The 18205-nt window shown below is 64.7% G+C and carries 14 protein-coding genes and 1 pseudogene; 10 read left to right on the top strand and 5 right to left on the bottom strand.

Annotated features, from left to right (window positions below; all coding sequences use genetic code 11):
- Positions 1-49 precede the first annotated feature (49 nt).
- The 4 genes and pseudogenes from BMI90_RS17250 to BMI90_RS17265 all read right to left on the bottom strand — a co-directional run.
- Positions 50-511, bottom strand: a pseudogene (locus BMI90_RS17250) (multicopper oxidase domain-containing protein); the annotation flags it as partial.
- Between the two features lie 43 nt (positions 512-554).
- Positions 555-989: a c-type cytochrome gene (locus BMI90_RS17255; protein ID WP_078530773.1), complete on the bottom strand. Its 435-nt coding sequence runs from the start codon at positions 987-989 to the stop codon at positions 555-557.
- A 91-nt stretch (positions 990-1080) separates the two neighbouring features.
- Entirely contained in the window at positions 1081-1413 is a 333-nt protein-coding gene (locus BMI90_RS17260) for a hypothetical protein (protein WP_078530722.1), read from the bottom strand.
- Between the two features lie 50 nt (positions 1414-1463).
- Positions 1464-1859 carry a MerR family transcriptional regulator gene (locus BMI90_RS17265; RefSeq protein ID WP_078530723.1) on the bottom strand — a complete coding sequence of 132 codons (396 nt, stop codon included), beginning with the start codon at positions 1857-1859 and terminating at the stop codon, positions 1464-1466.
- Between the two features lie 184 nt (positions 1860-2043).
- On the opposite strand from BMI90_RS17265, the gene BMI90_RS17270 reads away from it, so the two are divergent.
- From BMI90_RS17270 to BMI90_RS17320, 10 genes are all read left to right on the top strand, one after another.
- The gene (locus tag BMI90_RS17270) at positions 2044-4512 is read left to right on the top strand and encodes a heavy metal translocating P-type ATPase (RefSeq protein ID WP_078530724.1); all 2469 of its coding nucleotides are present in this window, start codon (positions 2044-2046) and stop codon (positions 4510-4512) included.
- A gap of 47 nt (positions 4513-4559) precedes the next feature.
- Positions 4560-5186 carry a hypothetical protein gene (locus BMI90_RS17275; RefSeq protein WP_146671332.1) on the top strand — a complete coding sequence of 209 codons (627 nt, stop codon included), beginning with the start codon at positions 4560-4562 and terminating at the stop codon, positions 5184-5186.
- A 1489-nt stretch (positions 5187-6675) separates the two neighbouring features.
- On the top strand, positions 6676-8898 hold the full coding sequence (locus BMI90_RS17285) for a choice-of-anchor F family protein (protein ID WP_078530726.1): 2223 nt from the start codon (positions 6676-6678) through the stop codon (positions 8896-8898).
- Positions 8899-9426: 528 nt separating this feature from the next.
- Positions 9427-10533: a transporter substrate-binding protein gene (locus BMI90_RS17290; RefSeq protein ID WP_078530727.1), complete on the top strand. Its 1107-nt coding sequence runs from the start codon at positions 9427-9429 to the stop codon at positions 10531-10533.
- Entirely contained in the window at positions 10530-11138 is a 609-nt protein-coding gene (locus BMI90_RS17295; RefSeq protein ID WP_078530728.1) for an ANTAR domain-containing protein, read from the top strand. Before BMI90_RS17290 ends, BMI90_RS17295 begins: the two co-directional genes overlap by 4 nt.
- Positions 11116-12003: an ABC transporter permease gene (locus tag BMI90_RS17300; protein ID WP_078530729.1), complete on the top strand. Its 888-nt coding sequence runs from the start codon at positions 11116-11118 to the stop codon at positions 12001-12003. The genes BMI90_RS17295 and BMI90_RS17300 overlap by 23 nt, the downstream gene beginning before the upstream one ends.
- Entirely contained in the window at positions 12003-12923 is a 921-nt protein-coding gene (locus BMI90_RS17305) for an ABC transporter permease (RefSeq protein ID WP_078530730.1), read from the top strand. The genes BMI90_RS17300 and BMI90_RS17305 overlap by 1 nt, the downstream gene beginning before the upstream one ends.
- 83 nt (positions 12924-13006) lie before the next feature.
- Positions 13007-14638, top strand: a complete 1632-nt coding sequence (locus BMI90_RS17310; protein WP_078530774.1) for an ABC transporter substrate-binding protein — start codon at positions 13007-13009, stop codon at positions 14636-14638.
- Between the two features lie 6 nt (positions 14639-14644).
- The gene (locus BMI90_RS17315) at positions 14645-15604 is read left to right on the top strand and encodes an acetamidase/formamidase family protein (RefSeq protein ID WP_078530731.1); all 960 of its coding nucleotides are present in this window, start codon (positions 14645-14647) and stop codon (positions 15602-15604) included.
- Positions 15601-17424 (top strand): ABC transporter ATP-binding protein, encoded by a 1824-nt coding sequence (locus tag BMI90_RS17320; protein WP_078530732.1) that lies wholly within the window; start codon positions 15601-15603, stop codon positions 17422-17424. The genes BMI90_RS17315 and BMI90_RS17320 overlap by 4 nt, the downstream gene beginning before the upstream one ends.
- 85 nt (positions 17425-17509) lie before the next feature.
- Here BMI90_RS17320 and BMI90_RS17325 read toward each other — a convergent pair whose 3' ends face one another.
- Positions 17510-18184, bottom strand: coding sequence for a class I SAM-dependent methyltransferase (locus BMI90_RS17325; protein WP_078530733.1), 675 nt, complete (start codon positions 18182-18184; stop codon positions 17510-17512).
- Between the last annotated feature and the right edge of the window lie 21 nt (positions 18185-18205).

Below are 18205 nucleotides of genomic sequence, written 5' to 3' on the forward strand. Positions count from 1 at the left end.
TTCCACTCCTCTTCCAGCCAAGGAAGCGTAGCGGAAAACTCCAGCTTCAAACGGTCCAGTTTCCGGGGATCAGATCACGATCGACATCCGGCGCGTCCCGTTCCTCGACGACCAACGCGCCCGACAACCCGCGCGCGACCTGCTCCATCGAGTTCGTATGCGCGTGATACCAATAGGTGCCCGCATCCGGCACGAGGAAGTCGTAATCGAAGCTCGCGCCGGGCGGCACGGCGTCCTGCGTCAGCCCCGCCACGCCATCCATCGCGTTGTCGATGCGGATGCCGTGCCAATGCACCGTACTGGGCACGTCGAGCTGATTGACGAAACGCCGCTGCAGGCGCGTGTCTTGCGCAAGGCGCAGCTCCGGCCCCGGCAGAGTGCCGTCATAGGACCAGACCTCGGTTTGCGGGTAACCTTCGGGGGCGATCTGCGCCATCGCGCGCTGCGCGGTGAGCGGGATCGGCACGGTCTCGGCAAAGCCCGCGCGGGCCGTAAGCGCGCTCGCGCCCATCCCGGCAAGAACGGCGCGGCGGGTCGGTTGGAAGCTCTGCATCTCAGTTGATCCCGTTGGCGCGCTGCAATTCGCGCACGTAAGCCACGATATTGGCAACGTCAGAGCGCGTGAGACCTTCCTGCGGCGGCATGTTCCCGAATGTCCAGTGATGGGCGCGCACGCCCGCCTGAACGGCGGCGAGGAAGGCCATGTCGCCATGATGCGACGGCTCGTAGATCTTGTGAACGAGGGGCGGGCCGAACCCCATCTTGCCGGTGGCATTCGCGCCGTGACAGGTTGCACAGGTCGCGTCGAAGGCGCGCTTGCCCATCTGTGCCTGTGCCGAAAGCGCACCCGGCAGGGAGATCGAGACGAGTGGATCGCCCTGGGCAGGCGTTGCGGCCTCGGCGGTGTCCAGGGTGTCAGGACGCATCGCGAGCCATCCGCCCGCAGCGAGCGCCGCGACGACGGCGGCGGAAAGAATATAGCGTTTCATTATCGTATCCAGTTTGATCATGCGCCCGGCTCGCGGGTGCGACAGACGGGCCCCGACGCCACTTGGGCGGGGCCTGCGACGGTGCGATCAATCAGATACGGGGTGGTGGCAGATCGAGCTGCGGCTCGTGCGCCAATGGCGCGGGCGTATTCGCGGGCCGAAGCGATAGCGAGAGGTCGGCACGGCTCAGGGAGAATTCCGGCGCGTGATCGAGCGTGGCCGAGACCATCATCTGCGCATGGGGACAGGACTGGTCATGCATCGGGCCTGCATCGTGATGGCTGTCGGGGCAGGCCGCGCAATCGCTCATCACATCCGCATCCATCGCGCGGGCATGGGCCATCGCGGCAGCGGGCGCGCTCAGCTGCGAAAGTCCGATCAGCAGGACCAGCCCGGTCATGAAGATATGCAGCGCCTTGCGCATGGCTCTCCCGTTTTTCGCTCTCTTCTATCTGGTGGGTGCGCGCGCGGCTGTCAATTCCCGCGCAGCCCCATCAGGTCGTCGAGGATCGCGCAATCGGGATCATCATCGCCATGACATTGCGCGATCAGCCCTTCGAGCTGGGTCTCGAGCGCGGTCAGCGACGCGATCTTCTCGCGCACGGCTTCGAGGTTTTGCTGCGCCAGCGCCCGCACGTCGCGGCTCGCCCGCCCCTCATCGGCGCTGAGGGCAAGCAGGCGGCGGCATTCCTCGAGCGAGAAGCCGAGGTGCCGCGCCTGCGCCAGAAGCCGCAATTGCTCCACGCAGGTATCGGAGAAATCGCGATAGCCGTTCGCGCGCCGATCCGGCGTGACGAGGCCGATCTCCTCGTAATAGCGAATGGTCTTGACTGGCAGCCCGGTCTGCGTCGCGGCGGTTCCGATATTCATCTGCGCTTGCCTCCCGTGCGCAAGATAAACCCTCCAGCCACGGGAGGCAAAAGTCACGCTTGCGTGAGCGTCGCGGGAACAGCCCGGCGTGGAGTCAGGTTAAAGAAAATATCGGCCCAACGCTTGACCCTCCAGCGGCTGGAGGCCCTATCTGATCGGGCGACGTTACCGAAAGGATGACCGGATGACATCGCACCACGCCCATGGCACGGCCCGTAACGCGGCCCATGACGCCCCCGACACGATCACGCGCGACCCGGTCTGCGGGATGACCGTGGACCCGAATGCCGACAAGCCCAGCCATGACCATGACGGGCATCGTTACCACTTCTGCTCGCAAGGTTGTCACGACAAGTTCGTGGCCAAGCCTGACGCCTCCATCAAGGCGACCGATCCGGTTTGCGGCATGTCGGTCGAGCGCGCCACGGCGAAGCATATGGCCAAGCTCGATGGCGAGCGGTTCTATTTCTGCTCCGCCGGGTGCCAGCACAAGTTCGAAGCGCGGCCCGAGGATTATCTGGGCGTCCGTCCTGTGGCGAAGCCGATGCCCGAGGGCACGCAATATACCTGCCCGATGCACCCCGAGATCATCGAAGACAAGCCCGGTGATTGCCCCAAATGCGGCATGGCGCTGGAGCCGATGAGCCCCACGGCCGATGCGGGTCCGAACCCCGAGCTGGTCGATTTCCGGCGCAGGCTGAAGATCATGGGGCCGCTCGCGGCGGCGGTCTTCGTGCTCGAGATGGGCGCGCATATCGGGCTGCCCTTCGCCGAGTGGGTCGGGCCGAAAACCTTCCTCTGGCTGCAATTCGCGCTGGCGACGCCGGTGCTGTGGTTCGCGCGGCCCTTCTTCGTGCGGGGGTGGAAATCGGTGGTCAACGTCTCGCCCAACATGTGGACGCTGATCGCGCTCGGCACGCTTGCGGCTTACCTGTTCTCGCTCGCGGGTCTGCTGGTGCCGGGCGTCTTCCCGGCCGAGATGCTGAACGCGCACGGCCTGCCGCCGGTCTATTTCGAGGCTTCGGCCGTGATCCTCGTGCTGGTGCTGGTCGGCCAGATCATGGAGTTGACGGCGCGCGAGAGAACCGGCGATGCGATCCGCGCGCTGATGGATCTCGCGCCGAAGACCGCGCGCCGGGTGGGCGAGACCGGCGACGAGGATGTGCCGCTCGATCAGGTGCAGACCGGCGACAAGCTGCGCGTGCGCCCGGGCGAGACCGTGCCGGTGGATGGCGTGGTGTCTGAGGGTTCTTCGGCCATCGACGAGAGCATGATCACCGGCGAGCCTGTCCCGGTCGAGAAGGTCCAAGGCGACACGGTCACCGGTGGCACGCTGAACAAGCAGGGCAGTTTCGTGATGGAGGCGCAGGCGGTGGGCGCGGAAACCACCCTGTCGCGCATCGTCGAGATGGTCGGCAAGGCACAGCGCTCGCGCGCGCCGATCCAGGGGCTGGCAGACCGGGTGTCGCTTTACTTCGTGCCTGCCGTGGTGATCTGCGCGCTGCTCGCCTTCCTCGCATGGCTGGCCTTCGGGCCGCCGCCGGCGCTGGGCTATGCGACGGTCGCCGCGGTCTCCGTCCTGATCATCGCCTGTCCCTGCGCCTTGGGCCTCGCCACGCCGATGTCGGTGATGGTCGGTACCGGACGGGGCGCGAGCGCGGGGGTGCTGATCCGCGACGCCGAGGCGCTGGAGCGGTTCGCAAAGGTCGACACGCTGATCGTCGACAAGACCGGCACGCTGACCGAGGGCAAGCCCGCGCTGACCGATGTGATCGCGGACGGGGCCTCGGAGGAAGAGGTCAAATCGCTCGCCGCCGCGCTGGAGCGCGGCTCGGAGCACCCGCTGGCCGAGGCCATCGTGCAAGGCGCGGAGGATGCGCCGAAGCGCGACGTGGATGGCTTCGAGGCGGTGACCGGCAAAGGCGTCACGGGGCGCGTGGACGGCGTGCAGGTGGCGCTTGGGAATGCCGCGCTCATGGCGCAGATCGGTGCGGATGTCGCGCGTCAGTCCGAGACGGTCGAGCGCCTGCAATCGGACGGCAAAACGGCGATGTATCTCGCCCGCGACGGTGCGGTGATCGGCGTGATCGCGGTGGCCGACCGGATCAAGGAAACGACGCAAGAGGCGATCCGCGCGCTTCATGCCGAGGGGTTGCGCATCGTCATGGCCACCGGCGACAGCGAGGGCACCGCGCGGGCCGTGGCGCGCGAGCTGGGCATCGACGAGGTCCATGCCGGGGTCTCGCCCGAGGACAAGGCCGCACTGGTCGAAACGCTGCGCAAGGGCGGCGCCTCGGTCGCGATGGCAGGCGACGGGGTGAACGACGCCCCCGCGCTGGCCGCCGCCGATGTCGGGATCGCCATGGGCACCGGCGCCGATGTGGCGGTGGAAAGCGCGGGGCTAACGCTGGTCAAGGGCGACCTGACCGGGATCGTGCGCGCCCGTCGCCTGGCCGAAGGGGTGATGCGCAACATCCGTCAGAACCTGTTCTTCGCCTTCGCCTACAACACGGCAGGCGTGCCGATCGCGGCGGGCGTGCTTTACCCCGTCTTCGGCGTGCTGCTCTCGCCGGTGATCGCGGCGCTTGCGATGAGTTTTTCCTCGGTCTCGGTGATCGGAAACGCCTTGCGGTTGCGGAGGCTGAAGCTGTGACGCGCGCTCGTCGAGATGTTAGGCTGAACCAAAAGCCTGGAGATCACATGAAACGCCATCTTGCTATCGCCGCGCTGATTGCGGCCCCGGTTCTCGCCCCCGCCATCTCCCATGCGCAGACCATGGACGGTCACGACATGATGTCGGGCGATCATGCGACGATGCATGGCACGGATATGGCGGGCCACGAGGCGATGATGAGCGACACCCAACCCGGAGGCGCCGGGGATGCCATCACCGAACCGGGCCAGTCCGCCTTCGCGGCGATACAGGAGATCGTGGCGCATCTGCTCGCCGATCCCGAGACGGCCTGGGGACGCGTCGATATCGAGGCCCTGCGCCAGCATCTGATCGACATGGACAACGTCACCCTGCACGCACGGGTCGCCGAGCGCGACAGTCCCGGCGGCGCGCGCTTCGAGGCAACCTCCGACGATCCAGCGGTCACTGCCTCGATCCGTGCAATGGTGCGCGCCCATGTCGCGACGATGAACGGGGTCGAAGGCTGGACCATGAGCGCCGAGGAAATCCCCGGCGGCAGCGCCCTGACCGTGACCGGGGCGGATGCGCAGAAGATCCGCGCGCTCGGGTTCATCGGTGTGCTGACGGTCGGCGCGCATCATCAGTCGCACCATCTGGCGATTGCGACGGGCGACGCGATGCACGGTCATTGAGGCCTTGAGGAGCGCCGATGAATTGCCGCGTCGGGTCGGCGTGAGGGCAGACCTGATTGTTCAGATGCCGAACTTTCCGGGATCACGCGCGCTTTCACAAACTCGACATTTGGATGGGAAACAGCGTTTTAGAGCGCCTCGCGCCTGAGGCGAGCCGAAATGGCTCGCGCAATCCCCGTCTTTTGTAGATTGGCGCCCTTGGTGCGACGTTTGAAAATGGGGAGCGAGCGCGAGAACGGCGGGGCGCGCACACTCCCGCGCCAGGCAGACATATTGCCGCTTCGCCAAGGGGAGGCGTTCGAGAAATCGGTCGGGCCGAATGCCGACCGGGCCGATCATCGGCTGCGCGTCTCTCAATCGCCGAGCTGATCTGCGTATTTGCACCGTGATTGCGATGTGCGTGGGCTGGTCGGCCTTGCGGTCGATTACGAGCCTGAATGGCGTGGGCGAGCGATGAGCGCATTGCGCGCCTCTTGCGAGGTCACACCAGAGCGTGACGCAATTGGTTCGCTCGGTTCCGGGACTGTAGATCGGGGTGCAACCTGCCGATGCGGTCCGGCTGCCTTGCCGCTTCACGAAGGCCTTGCCTTATCGGAGGTGCTCGATAGAACCGCTTGAGGGGTGAAAGCGGGTCACCGATAGCCGCGATGGCGCGACAGCGCGGACCGCATTTTGGTCAAGATCGCGCGCGATAGCCTATCGAAAATTCGGGACAAGCTGAGAGACGCGATGGGACAGGCGAGGGCGCAGGGACGCCACCGCGTAGAGCACCATCGCGGCGCACAAAGTCCCGAGCGATCCCGAAACGCTGTAGATGAGTATCGCAAGCCATATCGGGGCGCCCGCGAGTATTGCTGCCAATGTCACAGAAAAACCGACCACCATACCGATAGTAATATATGCGATGACCATGCGAGCCTCTTCCGAGCGAACAGGGACTCAACCCTGAGTGGTAGCCTTGCGCGCAATTGTGTCGAAAATGAGGCATGGAAGTTTTTTGCGAGATCTTGGTTGAGTAACAGTTGAAATGGATTGCGATGGTCTTTGACCTGCGCGTCTCGTCCTCCATTCGAAGGACTGCGATGAGCGGCGCCGACCGAACGCTGCCCTCGCGCGCGATCGCAACTGTCTGCTTTGGCATGACGCTCGGATTCGCGGCACGGCACGGCCCGGAGCCGGCGGGCCGCACCCGGGGATGAAACGTCTTCGCGGCGAATGCTTGGGAAAGGTTGTCGTGGCGGTTTGAAAGCCGCTCGGTCGCGCAGCGTTCCTGCAACAGCGCAGGGGACGACGTGCAAGTAATTGACAGAAATCAATGAAGCTCGGCGCGGGGCGCGTCAGATCGCCTCTACAAACCGCGCGAACGAAACTTCTGAAGAAAAGCACCGTGGCAAACGCTTGGGCGTGTCGCCGCTAAAGATTGAGTGAAGATCTTTTTTTGAACGTTGAGTTCGTTTTGTCGATCAATTTTGGGGCATAGGGGGACACAATGCCTACGACACTTCTTGCAAACCTGAAACGAACCGTCGCGCCTGCCACATTGGTGCTGTGCATGGGGCAGGCGGCCTGGGCCGGAACATTCGACGATGCTCCTGTCATCAGCGTCACCGGTGACGGCTATATCTTTGCCGATCCCGCGGAAGGGGTTGAGCCCCCCGGTCTCAAGGCGGTCACGGGCGAGGTGAATGCCGATTTTCCGAACACCTCAAATCCCAGTGGCATTACCAACTGCCTGATGGCCAACACGCCGGATTTCATTTGCACCGCCCCTTCGGGCTCGGGCAAGCGGGTCAAGACGCGGCTCACCGGACCGACCCCGTTGGAGATCCTGCTCTCGACGCAGGCAAGCAACGGCATCACGGAATACTACACCTACGGCAAGACCTCGAACCTCACGGGAGCCCGTATCCTGGGATTCGAGGTGGCACTCGGGACGGGGACGGGGGACAGTTTCACGGCGTTTGACCCGAACGATCCGTCGACCGCGGCGCTCTTTGACGCCGATTACAATCCGAAGTTCAACCTCCCCGATGGCCTCTTCGGCGATGGGGGGCAGGAAGGCGCGGGTGTCGGTTTCTTCGACAGCAGCTCGGCCGAGATGACGATCACGAATTCGCTCATCACGCTAGATGCGACCAACCTGTCGAATTCCGTTCTTGGAACCTATTTCGGCAATTCGCTGATCGACGACAGCATGCTGCCCCAGGCTTTCTTCTGGGACGCGACGGGCACGCCGGTCGCCTCGGATGAAGACCTGCTCGTGGCCTGGTACAACGTGAGCACGGATCAATGGCAGTATGGGAACCTGGGCGTCAGCGGCGACCAGTATCTGACCGACAAGCTTCAGGCGCTGGCCGACACGCTTGGCGTTTCGGTGGCCGATCTCGGCTATACCTCGGGCGGTGACACGGTGCCTGCCGATATCGTCGCGGCGATGCAGGCCAACGGTCTCTTCGCGGAAGACGTGATCGAGGACCTGCGGAACCTGAACCTGAACTACATGATCGATCTGGGAGATGTGGCGGGCAACAGCGTGACCATGCGCCTCACGCCCATCTTCGCCCCGATCGTTGCGGAAACCCTGACGCCCTATCAGTTCACGACGGCCGGTCGCCTCGATTCCGCGGCCAACATTCCCTATCTCGATATCGGGAATGCGGGCACCTACCAGACCGCGATCGCCGATATCCTGGCGGTCGAGGATCCGGTGGCGCAAAACGAGTTGCTTGAAACCACGGGCTTCAGTTTCCTGCCCGCGTTCAAGGCTGTCGGCTTCGAGTTCGGGCAAAGCATCACGAACGGGATCGGCAAGCCGGTGGCACAATCGCAGAATGGATCGGTCACGATCTCCACGATGGGCGGGCCCACGACCTGGAAGATTGGGGACAATACCTATGCCTTCGTCTCCACCGGCGCGCAGCAAGCCAGCTATGATCGCACGGTCAATGCGATCGGGTATGACGTCAACTCCTACTACCTCATGCTCGGTGCAGAAAAGCATGTCGGCTCTCTCTTCTCGGTCGGCCTCTTCGGTGGCTATGCGAGCGGGACCTCTGACGCGAACCAGGATCGCGGAAGCATCGACGGCTCCGGCGGCTTCATCGGCGGCTTCGCGCGCGCGGCCTTCGGGACGGGTGGGGCCGCACAGTTCGTGCTGGGCTATCAGGACCTCTCCTACGACATGAAGCGCAACATCATGGGCGAGACCGCCAAGGCGAGCACGAGCGGCCATCAGGTCTTCGCCGCGCTCGATGCGGAATACATGTTCGGGAAGAACCGGTTCCGCTTCGGGCCGACGGGGTCGCTCGAAATGTACCACCTGTCGGTTGACGGTTTCGACGAAACCGGAGCCGGCGCCTGGAATCTGTCTGTCGGGGATCAATCCGGGAATGTGGTTGTCGCCTCCGCCGGGATGCGCGGCGAATACGCGCTTTCCTCCGGCCCGCAGGCACCGACCCTGTCCGGAACGATCAAATACAACAAGGTCAGCGGAGACGACGAACTGGTGCAGGTGGCTTTCGTCGGCCTGCCGTCCAGCGCAAGTCCGGCCGATGGTTTCGACATGAACTGGGTGAGCGCCGATCTCGGGATCGACGTGCCGCTCGGGCAGACCGGGAAATTCGTTTCCAGTCTTCATGCCGGGATCTCGGGTTCGTTCTCGAGCGACTACGAAAACCACGCGGTGCAGTTCTCGTTCAACGCGAAGTTCTGAGCCAACGCACGAAACCGAATGGCACTACGGCGTTTTTCAGCGCCGTGGTGCATCGCTATAGCTCACCCCGGATCCGCGCCATCCGCCGTGAGGGAAGACCGGACCTCACGATCTCGCGCGAGTGGCCGCCGAAAAGCAAATGGCAAAAGCGAAATCCAGCGGTCACGTCTCTGCCCGCACGAGATGGTTTTCACGGCTAGTCTCGAAAGGATCGCTGTTCCCGCCGGTAGTGTCGTGGCTTCGGCGCCCTTCAGTGACGGTGATTCTTGTCGCAACATGACTGAATTTTGCTTTTGATCCGGGATTTGTGCTCAAAATTTGTGCAAAATTCCGTGATGGACTGTCGTTGAGCGCATGAGCCGGAAGGATGGCAAGTTTTATTCTTGTCGACCGCCACCCCGCGCTGCAATTCTTCCAGCACATCGGAACGACCCGAATGGCAATCACGCCTCGCTTTGACACCGCGCATCTGCGGCCCGTCAGCGAGGCGTTTTGCGTTTTGGGCCCGAAATGTCTGCCGGAGTGAAAATGAAAAAACGGATCGAACTTGGCCTGCTCTACTCTCGCTCGGGGAGTTATTCGTTGATCTCCGAGGCGTGCCGGACAGGGGCGCTGAGTGCGATTGCCGAGATCAACGCCATCGCGGACTTTCCCTTGAGCCTGATCCCCGTCGAGCGCGATCCGCAGGGCAATATCGACGCCTATGGCCCGCTTTGCGAGGAAATCCTGCGCGACAGCAGTGCCCGTCACGTGATCGGCTGTGTGACCTCGTGGAGCCGCAAGGAGGTCATTCCGACGCTCGAGAAGGCGGGTGGGACGCTCTGGTATGCCGTGCCCTATGAGGGGTTCGAGGCTTCCGATCACATCGTCTACACCCATGCCTGCCCGAACCAGCACCTGCTGCCGCTGCTGGGCTGGGCCTTCGCGCGGCTCGGGCGCCGGGGCTTCCTGACCGGGTCGAACTATATCTGGGGCTGGGAGATGAACCGGCTTGCACGCGATGTGATCTCGACGGCGGGAGGGGAGGTTCTGGGCGAACGCTATCTGCCGCTCGGCTCGCTCGAGATCGACCGGATGATCGACGAGATCCGCGCCACGCGCCCCGATTTCGTGCTCAACAACCTGATCGGTCCGTCGCAATACGCCTTCCTCGAAGCCTATCACCGCCTCGGTCAGGAAGACCCGCATTTCCGCCCCGAGACCTGCCCGATCCTGTCGTGCAATCTCACCGAATGCGAAGTGCCGGCGATCCATCCGGCGGCGGCCGAGGGGCTGGTCGCGGCGGGGCCCTATTTCCGGGGGGCTACGGGCTGGCCCGACGCCGCGAACCGGAATTTCGGCTCCTCGCACGAGGCGGCCGCCTGGTCCTCGGTCTATCGTCTGGCCCGATTGCTTTCTGGCCATGAAGGCGCACCCGAGCAAAGCCTCGCGCAGCTTCTGGCCGAGGCGCCCGCAGGCAGCGAGGGCATCGATCTTGCGACCCACCACACCGCTCTGCCCGTGCTGATCGCGCAGGTCGAGAACGGCGCCTTCAAGGTTCGCGAGAGCTTCGCGCCGGTGGCGGGCGATCCTTATCTCGCGCATGGCCGCGAAGCGGTCGCACCCGGGGCACCGCGTCTGAAGGTGGTGTCATGAAGCGCAAGATCCGCATCCCGAACCTCGGCGGCGCACACGCCTATATTCTGCATCGCCCGCACCCGACCTTGCAGGCGCTTGACCGGCAATTGCGCGCGATCGGCCTGACGGTCGTTCATTGCTGGCCCGAACTGCCTGCCGAGGCGCTCTCGGGCGATTTCATCTTCTTCGATGCCGATCAGGGCTATGACGAGCAATTTCCCTGGAAACCGGGTCAGAGCCCGATGCCGATGATCGCGCTGATCGGCTCGGAAGCGCCGGGGCGGATCGAATGGTCACTCGAGGCGGGGGCGCATGCGCAGCTTCTCAAGCCGGTGGGCGATGGCGGGGTCTACTCGGCGCTGCTGATCGCACGGCTCGCGTTCGAGGCGCGCCAGTCGCTCTCGGCCGAGATCGCGGATCTCCGCCGCAGGCTCGATGAACGCCAGACGGTCGTGCGCGCCGTCACGCTTCTTGCCGCGCGCGGCAAGACCGAAGCCGAAGCCTATGACCAGCTGCGTCAGATGGCGATGGCCTGGCGCGTCAGTTTCGAGGATGCCGCGCGCCGTATCGTCGCCAACCACGAAGAGCAGGGGGGCTCCGATGACCGACGCGACCTTGGCTGAGGGGCCGACCCGCCCGCAAAGCGCGTTGCGCCGTCTGCTGCGGCGCAAGCTCGCAATCCTCGGAATGGCGATCATCGCGATCGTGACGCTCGGCGCGATTTTCGCACCCTGGATCGCGCCCTTCGCTCCGCAGGAACAGATGTTCGACGGGCTGACGCTGGAAGGCGCGCCGATGCCGCCGGGAGAGAAGTTCTGGCTGGGCACCGACCTGCTCGGGCGCGACCTGTTCTCGCGCATCCTTTATGGCGCGCGGACCTCGCTGATCATCGGGGTCGTGGCGAACGGGCTGGCGCTGATCATCGGCACGCTGATCGGAGTCACGGCGGGTTATTTCCGCGGCTGGATCGGCGCGGTGCTGATGCGCTTCACCGATCTGATGATGGCGTTTCCGGCGCTCTTGCTGGCGATCTGCCTTGCCGCGATCTTCACGCCTTCGCTGTGGATCGTCGCGATGGTGATCGCGCTGGTGAACTGGGTGCAGACGGCGCGGGTGGTCTATACCGAGACCTCGGCGCTGGCCGAGCGGGAATTCGTCGCCGCCGAGAAGACGCTGGGGGCAGGGACCGCGCGCATCCTGTTCCGCCATATCCTGCCGCATCTGGTGCCGATGATCATCGTCTGGGGCACGCTGGGGATCTCGACGACGGTGCTGCTGGAGGCCACGCTGTCCTATCTTGGCGTGGGCGTGCAGCCCCCGACGCCCAGCTGGGGCAACATCATCTTCGAGAACCAGACCTATTTCCAGGCGGCCCCGTGGCTCGTCTTCATCCCGGGCGCCGCGATCCTGGCTCTGGCGCTGTCCTTCAACCTCGTGGGCGACGCGCTGCGCGACGTGCTCGACCCGACGCAGAGAGGGCGTGAGTGATGCTGGCCTATCTGATTCGACGCCTGATCCAGGCCGCCCTGATCCTGCTGGGCGTGTCCTTCATCACCTTCTTCCTGCTGTTCGTGCTGCCCGCCGACCCGGTGCGCCAGATCGCGGGCCGATCCGCGACGCCCGAGACGGTGGCCAATATCCGGCACCAGCTTGGCCTCGATCAGCCCTTCGTGGCGCAATACTGGCGCTACCTGACGGGGCTCTTCCAGGGCGACATGGGCCGCAGCTACCTGCAGAAGACGGAAGTGGCCACGCTGATCACCGCGCGTCTGCCCGCGACGCTTTTGCTGATGCTGGGCGCGATCGCGGCCGAGCTGGTCATGGGGCTGACGCTCGGGATCGTGGCTGCGATCCGGCGCGGGGGCGCGCTCGATCAGTCGCTGATGATCACCTCTTTCGTCGCGGTCTCGGCGCCGCAATTCGTGGTCGGCCTGCTGCTGCTCTATGTCTTCGCGGTCAAGCTGAGCTGGTTCCCGATCGGCGGCTACGGCAGCTTCTCGAACCTTGTCCTGCCCGCGCTCACGCTCGGGATCATGGGCTCGGGCTGGTATAGCCGGATGATGCGCTCCTCGATGATCGACGTGCTGCGCTCGGACTATATCCGCACCGCGCGCGCCAAGGGGCTGCGCCGCGCCCGCGTGCTGGCGCTGCACGCGATGCCCAACGCCATCCTGCCGATCATCGCGATGATCGGGATCGATATCGGCATCTTCATGTCGGGCATCGTCGTGGTGGAAAGCGTCTTCGGCTGGCCGGGCATCGGGCAACTGGCGTGGCAGGCGATCCAGCGCGTCGACATCCCGATCATCATGGGCGTCACGCTGGTCTCGGCCTGCGCGATCGTTCTGGGCAACCTGCTCGCCGATCTGATCACCCCCTTCATCGACCCGCGCATCAAGCTGCGCTGATCGCAACCAGATACCCTGGGCCAACCGGGGAGCAAACGAAAAGAAAAATTCAACAGACGGAGAGAAAACTCAAAATGAGCCTGATGAAAAACATCCTTGCCACCAGCGCGCTGTCGCTCTCGCTTGGCCTTGCGAGCCTCGCCTCGGCCCAGGACTACCAGCCCGACCCGAACGCCAAGTCCGGTGGCAATATCATCGTCACCTACAAGGACGATGTGGCCACCCTCGACCCGGCAATCGGCTATGACTGGCAGAACTGGTCGATGATCAAATCGGTCTTCGACGGGCTGATGGATTACGTCCCCGGCACCACCGAACTGCGCCCCGGCCTCGCCGAGAGCTACGAGATTTCCGAGGATGGCACGACCTTCACCTTCAAGCTGCGCGAGGGCGTGAAGTTCCACAACGGCCGCGCGATGACCGCCGAGGACGTGAAATACTCGCTCGACCGCGTGACCACCCCGGCCACCCAGTCGCCCGGCGCGGGCTTCTTCGGCTCGATCAAGGGCTATGACGCGATGGCGGATGGCTCGGCCACGAGCCTCGAAGGCGTTACCGTCGTCGATCCCTATACCGTCAAGATCGAACTCTCGCGCCCCGACGCGACCTTCCTGCACGTGATGGCGCTGAACTTTGCCTCGGTCGTGCCGAAGGAAGCGGTGGACGAATTCGGCGCCGATTTCGGCAAGCATCCCGTGGGCACCGGCGCGTTCAAGCTTGCCGACTGGACAATCGGGCAGAAGCTCGTCTTTGAAAAGAACGCCGATTACTGGCGTCCGGGCGTTCCGTACCTCGACAGCATCACCTTTGAGGTCGGCCAGGAACCGATCGTGGCGCTCCTGCGTCTGCAGAAGGGTGAGGTGGACGTGCCCGGCGACGGCATTCCGCCCGCGAAGTTCAACGAGGTGATGGGCAATCCCGACGAGGCCAAGCAGGTCGTCGTGGGTGGCCAGCTGCATACCGGTTACATCACGCTCAACGTCGAGATGGCGCCTTTCGACAAGGTCGAGGTGCGTCAGGCGATCAACATGGCGATCAACAAGGATCGCATCGTGCAAATGATCAACGGCCGCGCGACCCCCGCGACCCAGCCGCTGCCGCCCTCGATGCCGGGCTACACCAAGGATTACGCGGGCTACCCCTTCGACCCCGCGAAGGCCAAGGAGATGCTTGCCGAGGCCGGTCTGCCTGACGGGTTCGAGACCGAGCTTTACGTGATGAACACCGATCCCAACCCGCGCATCGCGCAGGCGATCCAGCAGGATCTGGCGGCGATCGGCGTGAAGGCCGATATCAAGGCGCTGGCGCAGGCCAACGTGATCGAGGCGGGCGGCACGCCGAAGACCGCGCCGATGATCTGGTCGGGCGGCATGGCCTGGATCGCGGATTTCCCCGATCCGTCGAACTTCTACGGCCCGATCCTGGGCTGCGCCGGTGCGGTCGAGGGCGGCTGGAACTGGTCGTGGTATTGCAACAAGGATCTCGACGCGATGGCCACCGAGGCGGACTCGATCACCGATCCGGCCAAGCAGGACGAGCGCCTGCAGAAATGGTCGGACGTCTACATGAAGGTCATGGAAGACGCGCCCTGGGTCCCGGTGTTCAACGAGAACCGCTACACGATGAAGTCGACCCGCATGGGCGGCGCCGATGCGCTCTATGTCGATCCGGTTTCGATCCCGGTGAACTACGATTACGTCTACGTGACGGAGTAAACGCGCATGTGCAAAGCCTGTGATTACACGATCCACGGCGCACAGCACCATTTCGGCTGGGACAACTCGCTTGTCCCGGCCGAGACGGTCGCTCCCGGATCGACCATCGAGTTCCATTGCCACGACAGCTCGGCCGGACAGCTCGGGCCGTCCTCGACGGTGGAAGATGTGAAGACGCTCGATTTCGGCAAGATTAACCCGGTTTCCGGGCCGATCTATGTCGAAGGCGCCAAGCCCGGCGATGTGCTGAAAGTCACCATCGACAGCTTCGCCCCGCGCGAGCAGGAGGGCTCGGCCTGGGGCTGGACCGCGAATATCCCCGGCTTCGGTCTGCTGGCGGATCAGTTTGAAGATCCGGCGCTGAACATCTGGAAATACGATGCCGCCGCGCCCGACAAGGCGCTCTGGGGCTCCGAGGGCAAGGTCGCGCTCAAGCCCTTCTGCGGCACGATCGGCGTAGCCCCTGCCGAGGCGGGTCTGCATTCCATCGTCCCGCCGCGCCGCGTCGGCGGCAATCTCGATATCCGCGATCTGGCGGCGGGCACCACGCTCTACCTTCCGGTCGAGGTCGAGGGCGCGTTGTTCTCCGTAGGCGACACCCATGCCGCGCAGGGCGATGGCGAGGTTTGCGGCACCGCGATCGAGAGCCCGATGAACTGCGTGCTCAGCTTCGATCTGATCAAGAACGAGACGCTGAAATTCCCGCGCTTCACCACGCCGGGGCCGGTCACGCGCCATCTCGATACGGCGGGCTACGAGGTCACCACGGGCATCGGCCCGGATCTGATGTCGGGCGCGCGCGATGCGGTTTCCGGCATGATCGACCTGCTGTGCAAGACGCGCGGCATGTCGGCGGTCGATGCCTATATGCTGGTCTCGACCTGCGGCGATCTGCGGATCTCCGAGATCGTGGACATGCCGAACTGGGTCGTCAGCTTCTATTTCCCGAGAAACGTGTTCGAATGATCGAAGTGAAAGAAATAAACGCCGGGGCCGATATGGCCCCGGAGGCGTCCCAGCCGGTGCTGTCGGTCGACGGGCTCACGATCTCGGTGCGCTCGGAAGGGCGCGAACGACCGCTGGTGCGCGACCTCAGCTTCACGCTCGCGCGCGGGGAAACCATCGCGATCGCGGGCGAGAGCGGGTCGGGCAAGTCGCTGACCTCTCTGGCGATCATGGGGCTGTTGCCGCCGCCCGCGCTGCGCGTCAGCGCCGGGGCGATCCGGTTCCACGACGAAGATCTCACGCGCCTGCCCGAGAGCCGGATGCGCGCCATTCGCGGCAATCGCATCGCAATGATCTTTCAGGAGCCCATGACCTCGCTCAACCCGGTTCTGACCATCGGCCTGCAACTGGCCGAGGCGATCCGCGCCCATGAGCCGGTCTCAAAACGCGAGGCCCGCGCCCGCGCGCTCGAGGCGCTGCGCCGCGTGCGGATCTCCGAACCCGAACGACGGATGGGCCAGTATCCTCACGAGCTTTCGGGCGGGATGCGTCAGCGCGTGATGATCGCGATGGCGCTCGCGCTGCGCCCCGACGTGCTCATCGCGGATGAGCCCACGACCGCGCTTGACGTGACGGTGCAGCGCGAGGTGCTCGACCTGCTGCGCGATCTGCAAGCGGAGATGGGCACCGCGATCATCCTGATCACCCATGACATGGGCGTCGTGGCCGAGATGGCCGAGCGGGTGATCGTGATGAAACAGGGGCAGGCCGTCGAGACGGGCAAGGTTGCGCAAATTTTCACTGCCCCGCGCGAGGCTTACACGCAGGATTTGCTGGCAGCGGTACCGCGCATGGGCGACGGCAGCGGCGCGCCCGTGGCCGATCCACAGGCAAAACCGGTCGCGAAGCTGCGTGACGTGCAGGTGCGGTTCGACATTCGTGGCGGGATCCTCTCGCAGGTGACGCACCGGGTCCACGCGGTCGAGGGCGTCAGTTTCGACATCATGGAGGGCGAGACCTTCTCGCTCGTCGGCGAAAGCGGCTGCGGGAAGTCCACGATCGCGAAGGCGCTCACGGGGCTCGTGCCCCATCAGGGCCGGATCGAGGTCGCGGGCCATACGATGGGCGGCTTGAGCGGCGCGAAGATGAAAGAGATGCGGCGCGACGTGCAGATCGTGTTCCAGGACCCGATGGCCGCGCTCGACCCGCGGATGCGGGTGGGTGATCTCGTGGCCGAGCCTTTGGTCATTCACGGCATCGGCACGCCCGAGGAGCAGCGCGAGAAGGTCGCGGGCCTCTTCGAGCGGGTGGGTCTCACCCGCGATCAGCTCGACCGCTATCCGCACGAGTTCTCGGGCGGTCAGCGTCAGCGGATCTGCATCGCGCGTGCGCTGGCGCTGCAACCCAAGCTGATCGTCGCGGATGAAAGTGTCTCGGCGCTTGACGTATCGGTTCAGGCGCGGGTGCTGGAACTGCTCGACGCCCTGAAACGCGAGTTTGGCATCGCTTACCTGTTCATCAGCCACGACATGGCCGTGGTCGAGAATATCTCGGACCGGATCGCGGTGATGTATATGGGCCAGATCGTCGAGATGGGGACGCGGGCGCAGATTTTCGGCGCGCCGCAGCATCCCTATACCAAGCGCCTGATGGCAGCCGTACCGATCCCCGATCCCGACAGGGTTCGCGCCCCTACGCCACGCCTGTCCGGCGAGGTGCCAAGCCCGGTCTACAAGCTCGGAGAGCAACCGCAACGTCTGGCCTTGCGCAACATCGGGAACGGTCATCTCGTGGCGGATCCCAATGTCGAGGCGACGGCTCCTGGCAGCATCGCCCATTGAAGCGGCGGTCTGATCGCGGCGAACGGAAAGGGCGTTCCGGCCCCACGCTGCGCCCCGAGCTTTCCACCTGAAGGTGGCCCGACGCTCAGTCCTCGGCGGCCTGCCGCGTGGCACTGTAGAGCACCTGACCGCGCGGCAGTATCACCGCGTGGCGCGCCACCTGCCATCCGGTGCAGCGGGCGAGATGTTCCACGTCGTCGGCCAGCAGATGATAGGGCGGTCGGATGTCATGGGTGACCACCCCGTCGGGCTGGCGATAGGGGCGCGCGGCCTGCACGGCGTCGGGGGCAAGGAACACGGTGAAGAGAAACTGCTCCAGCCGCTCGAACTGGCGCAGGTTGGTGAGCGCGCGGCGCAGGTAAGCCATCGGCAGATGCGGGAAGACCGCGAAGGCGATCGCATGGGTGATGGTCTGCGGGATGCCCGGAAACTCGAAACGGGGATCCTCGATCAGCTGGGCGGGATCGAGCCTTTCCGGCGCGGCCAGTTCTTCGCGATGGCCCGCGAGCATGATCGCACGCGAGGCGTCGGTGGCCCAATAGTGACCGGGCTCGAGATAGGGCACCGCCTTGCAGCCCAGCCGCAGCGATCCGGCCCCGATATCGAGAAGGTAATGATGTGGCTGCAATCCGGCGGCGCGCAGCACCTCCATCTGGATGCGCCCGGTCTCGTCCCAACGTCCGCCCACCACGGCGCGATGACGCCCCGCGGCAATGGCCGCATCGTAGAAACCGGCCGCTTCGTAAGGGTTGTGGGACATCGTGCGGCGCTTTCGGGCAAG

The sequence above is a fragment of the Thioclava sp. L04-15 genome (assembly GCF_002020275.1).
In the GTDB taxonomy this organism is placed as follows: domain Bacteria; phylum Pseudomonadota; class Alphaproteobacteria; order Rhodobacterales; family Rhodobacteraceae; genus Thioclava; species Thioclava marina.

Coding starts and splice junctions, on each gene's coding strand:
- BMI90_RS17310 (WP_078530774.1), top strand. CDS start 13,007: ATGAAAAACATCCTTGCCACCAGCGCGCTGTCGCTCTCGCTTGGCCTT.
- BMI90_RS17290 (WP_078530727.1), top strand. CDS start 9,427: ATGAAAAAACGGATCGAACTTGGCCTGCTCTACTCTCGCTCGGGGAGT.
- BMI90_RS17265 (WP_078530723.1), bottom strand. CDS start 1,859: ATGAATATCGGAACCGCCGCGACGCAGACCGGGCTGCCAGTCAAGACC.
- BMI90_RS17260 (WP_078530722.1), bottom strand. CDS start 1,413: ATGCGCAAGGCGCTGCATATCTTCATGACCGGGCTGGTCCTGCTGATC.
- BMI90_RS17270 (WP_078530724.1), top strand. CDS start 2,044: ATGACATCGCACCACGCCCATGGCACGGCCCGTAACGCGGCCCATGAC.
- BMI90_RS17320 (WP_078530732.1), top strand. CDS start 15,601: ATGATCGAAGTGAAAGAAATAAACGCCGGGGCCGATATGGCCCCGGAG.
- BMI90_RS17315 (WP_078530731.1), top strand. CDS start 14,645: ATGTGCAAAGCCTGTGATTACACGATCCACGGCGCACAGCACCATTTC.
- BMI90_RS17325 (WP_078530733.1), bottom strand. CDS start 18,184: ATGTCCCACAACCCTTACGAAGCGGCCGGTTTCTACGATGCGGCCATT.
- BMI90_RS17300 (WP_078530729.1), top strand. CDS start 11,116: ATGACCGACGCGACCTTGGCTGAGGGGCCGACCCGCCCGCAAAGCGCG.
- BMI90_RS17295 (WP_078530728.1), top strand. CDS start 10,530: ATGAAGCGCAAGATCCGCATCCCGAACCTCGGCGGCGCACACGCCTAT.
- BMI90_RS17255 (WP_078530773.1), bottom strand. CDS start 989: ATGAAACGCTATATTCTTTCCGCCGCCGTCGTCGCGGCGCTCGCTGCG.
- BMI90_RS17285 (WP_078530726.1), top strand. CDS start 6,676: ATGCCTACGACACTTCTTGCAAACCTGAAACGAACCGTCGCGCCTGCC.
- BMI90_RS17305 (WP_078530730.1), top strand. CDS start 12,003: ATGCTGGCCTATCTGATTCGACGCCTGATCCAGGCCGCCCTGATCCTG.
- BMI90_RS17275 (WP_146671332.1), top strand. CDS start 4,560: ATGAAACGCCATCTTGCTATCGCCGCGCTGATTGCGGCCCCGGTTCTC.